Origin of the sequence: Jatrophihabitans sp. (genome assembly GCF_036389215.1) — a bacterium.
Taxonomy (GTDB): Bacteria; Actinomycetota; Actinomycetes; order Mycobacteriales; family Jatrophihabitantaceae; genus Jatrophihabitans_A.
The window spans coordinates 1-6,622 of record NZ_DASVQG010000024.1 but is presented as its reverse complement, the minus strand read 5'-3'; the positions used below and the strand labels follow the sequence as shown (position 1 = coordinate 6,622).

Sequence of the window (6,622 nt, the reverse complement as noted above, 5' to 3'; positions counted from 1 at the left end):
CGGTGCCGCGGCCGGCAAGTCGAGCCTCGCCGCGGCCTTGGCGGCCCGACTGGACGGCGCCGCGGTGCTGTCCACCGATGCGATGCTGGACGGCTGGGCGGGGCAGTTCAGCTTCTGGCCGCGGCTGCATGCCGACGTCCTGACGCCGCTGGCCGCGGGCCGGCCCGGCGGCTACCGGCGCTACGACTGGCACGCGATGCGCTTCGCCGAGACGGTTGCGGTGCCGGTGTCACGGGTGCTGGTGATCGAGGGGGTGTCGGCCATCGACGCCTGCGCCGGCCGGGCCTCGGTGGCGATCTTTCTCGACGTGCCCCGCGACGTCCGGGAGCGGCGCTGGATCGAGCGGGACGGGCCGCTGCGGCAGCCCTGGCAGGACTGGCTGGACAACGAGGACCGGTACTTTCGCGAGCACCCCTTGCCGGCGGGCGCCGTGCTGCTGCGGGAGGCCCATTGACTGCACCGGCCGGGTAGCCTCGGACAGATGTCTGACCAGCCGCAGCAGCCGACGCCTCCCATCGCCATGACCAAGCCGATCGAGCGGGTCCACCACGGTGACACCTTCGTCGACGACTACGAGTGGCTGCGCGACAAGGAGGACCCCGAGGTGATCGGCTACCTCGAAGCCGAGAACGCCTACACCGAGGCCTGCACCGCGCGGCTGCAGCCGTTACGGCAACAGATCTTCGACGAGATCGTGGCCCGGACCCAGCAGACCGACCTCTCGGTGCCGTACCGGCGCGGCGGCCACTGGTACTACAGCCGGACCGTCGAGGGCCAGCAGTACCCGATCTACTGCCGGCTGCCCGCGGACGGCGACGCGCCACCGGTCATCGCCGGGGAAGGCTCGGCCGGCGACGGGTCCGCGAGTGGTGCGGGGACCTCGCTCGCCGGCGAGCAAGTCCTGCTGGACGGCAACCAGGTCGCCGCCGATTCGGGCTTCTTCGCGCTCGGCACGATGGAGACCTCGCCGGACGGCAACCTGCTCGCCTACTCCCTCGACCTGACCGGCGACGAGCGGTTCACCCTGCACATCAAGGATCTGCGGACCGGGCAGGACCTGCCCGACACCGTCGCCGGGGTCTTCTACTCCTCGGCGTGGTCCGCCGATGCCAGCGCCGTCTTCTACGTCACCGTCGATGAGTCCTGGCGCCCGAACCGGGTGTGGCGGCACACGGTGGGTACCCAGGCGGCCGCGGACGTGGTGATCTTCACCGAGGACGACGAGCGGTTCTGGGTCAACGTCGAGCTGACCCGCAACGAGCGGGCGATCCAGATCTCGGTGGGCAGCAAGCTCACCACCGAGGTGTGGCTGCTGGATGCGCAGGCGCCGCAGTCCGACCCGGTGGTCGTCGCGCCCCGCATCGAGGGCATCGAGTACCAGGTCGAGCACGCCGGTGACCACCTGCTCATCGTGCACAACACCCGTGAAGCGAACTTCGAGTTGAGCTTGGCTCCCGCCGATGACCCGGGCGCCGCGAACTGGCGCACGCTGGTCCCCGGCTCGGCCGAGCGCCGGCTGCTGGGGGTCCACGCCTTCGCCGGGCATGCGGTGCTCCACCTGCGCAGTGAGGGGCTGACGAACCTCGCGGTGCTGCCCCGTGCCCAGGACGGTTTCGGCCAGCCGGAACCGATCAGCTTCGACGAGCCGCTCTACAGCGTGCTGCCGGGGCAGAACCGGGACTGGAATGCCACCAGCTACCGGCTCACCTACCGGTCGCTGGTCACCCCGGACACCGTCTATGACTACGACGTCCTGTCGAAGGAGCTGCTGCTGCGCAAGCGCCAGCCGGTGCTGGGCGACATCGACCTGAGCAACTACCGGCAGGCCCGGGAGTGGGCGCGGGCCTCCGACGGCACGCTGGTCCCGCTGTCGGTGGTGCGCCGGGCCGATGTCGAGCTGGACGGTGACGCGCCGGTGGTGCTCTACGGCTACGGCGCCTACGAGGTCTCGATGGACCCGTACTTCTCGATCCCGCGGCTGTCGCTGCTGGACCGCGGCGTGGTGTTCGTGATCGCGCACGTGCGCGGCGGTGGCGAGCTGGGCCGGCACTGGTACGACGAGGGCAAGATGCTGGCCAAGCGCAACACCTTCACCGATTTCATCGCCGCCGCCGAGCATCTGGTCAGTGCCGGCTGGACCCGTCCGGAGCGGATCGTCGCCCAGGGCGGCAGTGCCGGCGGCCTGCTGATGGGCGCGGTCGCGAACCTGGCGCCGCAGGCCTTCGGCGGGATCATGGCGCAGGTTCCGTTCGTCGATGCCCTCACCACGATCCTGGACCCGTCGCTGCCGCTGACGGTGATCGAGTGGGAGGAGTGGGGCAACCCGCTGGCCGATCCGGAGGTCTATGCCTACATGAAGTCCTACTCGCCGTACGAGAACGTCGAGGCCAAGGACTATCCGGCGATCCTGGCGATCACCAGCCTGAACGACACCCGGGTGCTGTACGTGGAGCCGGCCAAGTGGATCGCCAAGCTACGGGCGGTGGCGACCGGCTCGGCGCCGATCCTGCTCAAGACCGAGATGGAGGCCGGGCACGGCGGGCGCAGCGGCCGCTACGACGCCTGGCACGAGGCCTCACTGGTCCTGGCCTGGGAGCTGGACACCCTGGGCGTCGGCTCCGCCGCCAGCATCGGGAAGTAGGAACTCGACCACCAGCGGCCGGTGGTCCGAGGCGATCCGGACGTCGGCGGAGTCGATCGCCTCGGCCTTGGTCGGTTGCAGGCGAGGGTCGGCGAACACCCCGTCGATCCGGCGGACCGGCGCGATGGCGGAGTAGGTGAGGCCGTCGCCGATGCCTGCGGCGGCGAAGGCGTCGGTGCCGAACTGCCGCATCCGCTGCCAGGTCGCGGAGCTGGGGACCGCGTTCAGGTCTCCTCCGACGATCAGCGGCGCGTCCTCGGGCAGGGTGCTGGCGGCGAAGGCGGCGAGCTCGTCCAGGTGCCGCAGCCGGGGCGCCTCGATGAGGTCCAGGTGGGTGCCGGCGACCGCGAACGGTGCGCCTTTGAGCTTCAGGACGGCGACGGCGGCGCCCCGGTGGTGCAGGTGCCGGTCGGCGGTGAAGGCGAGTTCGTGGGTGGCCGCGACCTCGACCGCGAGCGAGGACAGCACCAGGTTGGCCCCGCTGGGCCGCCCGCCGGTGACCACCACCATGCCGGCCCGCCGGGCCAGTGCCGCGCACCTGGACCGCCAGCGCAGGAACCGCGGAGCTTCCTGGATGATCGCCACGTCCGGGGCGATCTCGCGCATCACCCGGGCCAGGGCGTCGACGTCATCGCGCATCGACCGGACGTTGTAGGACAGCAGTCGCAGCGTGGTCACCGCACCATCCTGGCAGTTACTGGTCCAAGGGCTGAGTTCCACTAGGTGCACCCACGATGTAGTCCGACATCCCGCTTGGGCTGTAGCCGCGAGAGGCAGTCGAGATCGCCCTCTGGCATGCACGCGCTGTCATAACCTTGCTGCACATTGCGACACAACCACTACTTGGCTAACGGTTAAGTAAACAAAGTCCGCTATCCGTTGCTAAAGTGTGGGCGTGGGTAACGGAAGCGCTGAGGCCGTCGCACCCTCGTGGCCGTCCCTGGACAGTGAAGAACTGCCATGGGTTCCCGCCAGCTGGCAGACCGTCCCCAAGTCGCAGGCTCGACGTCAGGCCGGACCTTACCGCGCGGCGATACCTCCTGACATCACACCACGTGCAGACGTGCCGTTGTCCGCCTCGACGCGTTCACTTGCTACCGAAGCCGCCACCGAGATCGCTCGCTTCGACGCCGAAGTCGGTGGTGACATCGCACCCTTCATGACGATGTTGCTGCGCAGCGAGTCCGTAGCCTCGTCCCGGATCGAAAACCTGACCGCCTCGGCGAAAGCGATTGCGCTCGCTGAGCTTGGTGACACCAGCCGTCAGAACGCGACCGTCATCGTCGCCAACACCACGGCCATGAAGGCGGCCATCGCGCTGGCAGACCGTCTCGACGGTGCCGCAATCCTCGCCATGCACTCCGCATTACTGGCGTCCACTCATCCGGAGTGGGCAGGCAAGTGGCGCGATGTGCAGAACTGGGTAGGCGGCTCCGACTGGTCTCCGCACGGTGCGTTGTTCGTCCCGCCGCATCCTGCCCGGGTGCCAGCCGCGATCGCCGACCTGGAAACGTTCCTCAGCCGCGATGACCTGCCACCGTTGATCCAGGCCGCGATCGCACACGCCCAGTTCGAAACCATCCACCCCTTCCCGGACGGCAACGGCCGCACCGGACGTGCGCTCGTGCACAGCCTGCTCCGCGCGAAGGGCCTGACCAGGCAGGTCACGGTGCCGGTCTCGGCCGGCCTGCTGGCGGACACCGGCACCTACTTCGCCGCGCTGACCGCCTACCGGGACGGCGACCCCGAACCCATCGTGGAGCGGTTGTCCAACGCGGCGTTCGCCGCAGTCAACAATGGCCGGGCCTTGGTGGCCGAGCTACATGCCGTCCGTGACGGGTGGAGCGCCGCGATCCCCGCCAGGCGTGGTGCGTCCGCATGGCGGGTGGCTGACCTGCTGCTCGGCCAACCGGTAGTGGACTCCCCCTTGGTGCAGCACGAGCTTGGCATTACCGCTCCAGCCGCATTGCGGGCGATCGAACAGCTCGTCGAGGCAGGCGTGCTGACCAAGGTTTCCGGCAGGCAGCGTTATCGCCGTTACAGCGCGCCGGAGGTACTCGCCGCACTTGACGCGTTCGCGGTCCGCTCCGGACGCCGCGGTGGTACCTGAACACAGTGCCTTCGGCTCAGCCGGCCGCGTGGAGCTGCTTTGTCCACTCCGGGAAGGTTAGTCATGGGCCTTCACACCCGGATCAGGCGACGAGCATCGCCGCCGTATGCGCCGCGACCGTTGTCACGAGCGCTGCCGTCGCATTCGCGAGCACCGCTCCGGCCACCGCCACACCGCGGCCGTCCTCGGCGTCGACGTGCCGGCTGGGCAACGGCGTCAAGCACGTCATCAGCATCGTGTTAGACAACGTGCACTTCTCGCGGGACAACCCCAACGTCCCCTCCGACCTCGAACAGATGCCGCACCTGCTGAACTTCCTGACGTCCAACGGCACCGTGCTGTCCAACACCCACACGCCGTGATCGCGCACACCGCCAACGACAGCCCGACCATCTACACCGGCCTGTACGGCGACCGGCACGGCCAGGCGGTGAGCAACTCCTACAAGACCTACAACCCGGACGGCACGACCGACCCGGCCGGGTCGTTCGCGTACTGGACGTCGCCGGTCTTCGACACCAGCAAGACGCCGACCCCGGGTCATGACACCGCGCCGACCATGGCCTATTCGGCAACGGTCCCGGCGAAGTCGGCCAACACCGGTTCGCGACCAACACCCTGATCGCCGACAGCGCGGCATTGGCCTCCGGATCGGCCACGGACGACTCGAGGTTCCAGCGCGAGCAGCGCGCCTTGCTGCTGGCCGGTGCTCGCGAACTGAGGCGCACGTGCTCATAGCGGCGTCGCAGTACCTCGCGGCGGCAACGAGCCGGTAAGTCTTGCGCTGGTCGGCCCGGTCCAGCCCGAGTATGAGCTCGCCGGTAGTCCGGAACAGCTTTGCGCTCCCGGCTGCCTCATCGTGGCGCAGCACCGACGTCAGATACCACCCAATGTCAGTGATTCGCGGAGCACATTTGCATCACAATTCTTGCCAGTTATCGCTCATCGTCATTCCGAGCTTCTCATTACCACCGTCACGTAATTGTTGTGACCGATGAGTTCCATGATGTTGACGTTCAAGAGGAACTCCTTGGTCATCGGCCCGAGCTAGAAATAACCTGGAACTGAGGCAGCGGCCGGCAACGGTGCGATTTCGGCCTCTTATCCATACCGATTTGGCATCGACGCTGGCCTGGTCTTCGGTGAATGGGTAACAAGGTCATCAGCACACGACAATTTTCGAATCGCAACAGTGCAGCGATTTCCGTCGAAGTAACACTGTCCCAACCCTTGCGAGATCGGGCTGGGAGAAGCGCCTCCGAGGCCACCCGGCGCTCGACGAGGCGACTTCATCGCCGCCGCGAAGTGGTCAGGCTGCTCGCTGACCGCTGCCGGTACTGCAACCATTCCGCTAGGAGGGTGAAAGAGCCATGCTACGAAACAGGAAGGTCGCGATGGCGGTCGGGTTGACCGCCGCCGCGACCATGGTGATGACCGCATGTAACAGCGGCGATAAAGGCGGCGGCCCAAGGCCGACAGCGAGCGCCAGCAACAGCAGCGGCAGCACTCAGCCGCTGCCGGCGGCGTTCAACGCGGCGACCATCGGCTTCGTCAACAAGTCCGACAAGACCGGCGGCAGCCTGAACCTGGTGGCCACCGGTGACTGTGACTCGTGGGACCCCGCGAACACCTACTACGGCTGGTGCTGGAACATGCAGCGGCTGTTCACCCGCACGCTGGTTGGTTATTCCTCTATACCGGGTGCCAACAATGTCGCGGTCGAAGGTGATCTGGCGACCGGCCTGGGTGAGCACAACGCCGACTTCACCGAGTGGACCTACAAGCTCAAGCCCAACATCAAGTGGGAGGACGGCTCGACCGTCACCAGCAAGCAGGTCAAGTACGGCGTCGAGCGGGTGTTCGCGACCGAC

General features: G+C 67.7%; 8 protein-coding genes. 6 read left to right on the top strand and 2 right to left on the bottom strand.

The annotated features are described in order from the left end of the window. Together VF542_RS00960 and VF542_RS00955 are read left to right on the top strand one after the other, a co-directional pair. A partial coding sequence (locus VF542_RS00960) for a hypothetical protein (RefSeq protein WP_408649834.1) occupies nt 1–454 on the top strand: 454 nt, incomplete at its 5' end. Between the two features lie 27 nt (nt 455–481). Further along, the gene (locus tag VF542_RS00955) at nt 482–2,641 is read left to right on the top strand and encodes a S9 family peptidase (protein ID WP_408649833.1); all 2,160 of its coding nucleotides are present in this window, start codon (nt 482–484) and stop codon (nt 2,639–2,641) included. On the opposite strand, the gene VF542_RS00950 is transcribed toward VF542_RS00955, so the two are convergent. After that, a complete protein-coding gene (locus tag VF542_RS00950) occupies nt 2,576–3,319 on the bottom strand; it encodes an endonuclease/exonuclease/phosphatase family protein (protein WP_408649832.1) in 744 nt (247 codons plus the stop codon). The genes VF542_RS00955 and VF542_RS00950 overlap by 66 nt on opposite strands. Nucleotides 3,320–3,536: 217 nt before the next feature. Here VF542_RS00950 and VF542_RS00945 point away from each other — a divergent pair, with 217 nt between their 5' ends. Continuing rightward, nucleotides 3,537–4,751 (top strand): Fic family protein, encoded by a 1,215-nt coding sequence (locus tag VF542_RS00945; protein WP_408649831.1) that lies wholly within the window; start codon nt 3,537–3,539, stop codon nt 4,749–4,751. Nucleotides 4,752–4,833: 82 nt separating this feature from the next. Here the strand turns inward: VF542_RS00945 and VF542_RS00940 are convergent, their stop codons facing one another. Continuing rightward, a complete protein-coding gene (locus VF542_RS00940) occupies nt 4,834–4,980 on the bottom strand; it encodes a hypothetical protein (protein ID WP_408649830.1) in 147 nt (48 codons plus the stop codon). Nucleotides 4,981–4,987: 7 nt separating this feature from the next. On the opposite strand from VF542_RS00940, the gene VF542_RS00935 reads away from it, so the two are divergent. From VF542_RS00935 to VF542_RS00925, 3 genes are all read left to right on the top strand, one after another. Beyond that, nucleotides 4,988–5,113: a hypothetical protein gene (locus tag VF542_RS00935; protein WP_408649829.1), complete on the top strand. Its 126-nt coding sequence runs from the start codon at nt 4,988–4,990 to the stop codon at nt 5,111–5,113. Then, nucleotides 5,110–5,373 (top strand): hypothetical protein, encoded by a 264-nt coding sequence (locus tag VF542_RS00930; protein WP_408649828.1) that lies wholly within the window; start codon nt 5,110–5,112, stop codon nt 5,371–5,373. Before VF542_RS00935 ends, VF542_RS00930 begins: the two co-directional genes overlap by 4 nt. 748 nt (nt 5,374–6,121) lie before the next feature. After that, a partial coding sequence (locus VF542_RS00925; RefSeq protein ID WP_408649827.1) for an ABC transporter substrate-binding protein occupies nt 6,122–6,622 on the top strand: 501 nt, incomplete at its 3' end.

Bases quoted from the DNA above. Each gene is read 5' to 3' on its own strand.
- VF542_RS00955 (WP_408649833.1), top strand. From the start codon at position 482: ATGTCTGACCAGCCGCAGCAGCCGACGCCTCCCATCGCCATGACCAAG.
- VF542_RS00940 (WP_408649830.1), bottom strand. From the start codon at position 4,980: ATGACGTGCTTGACGCCGTTGCCCAGCCGGCACGTCGACGCCGAGGAC.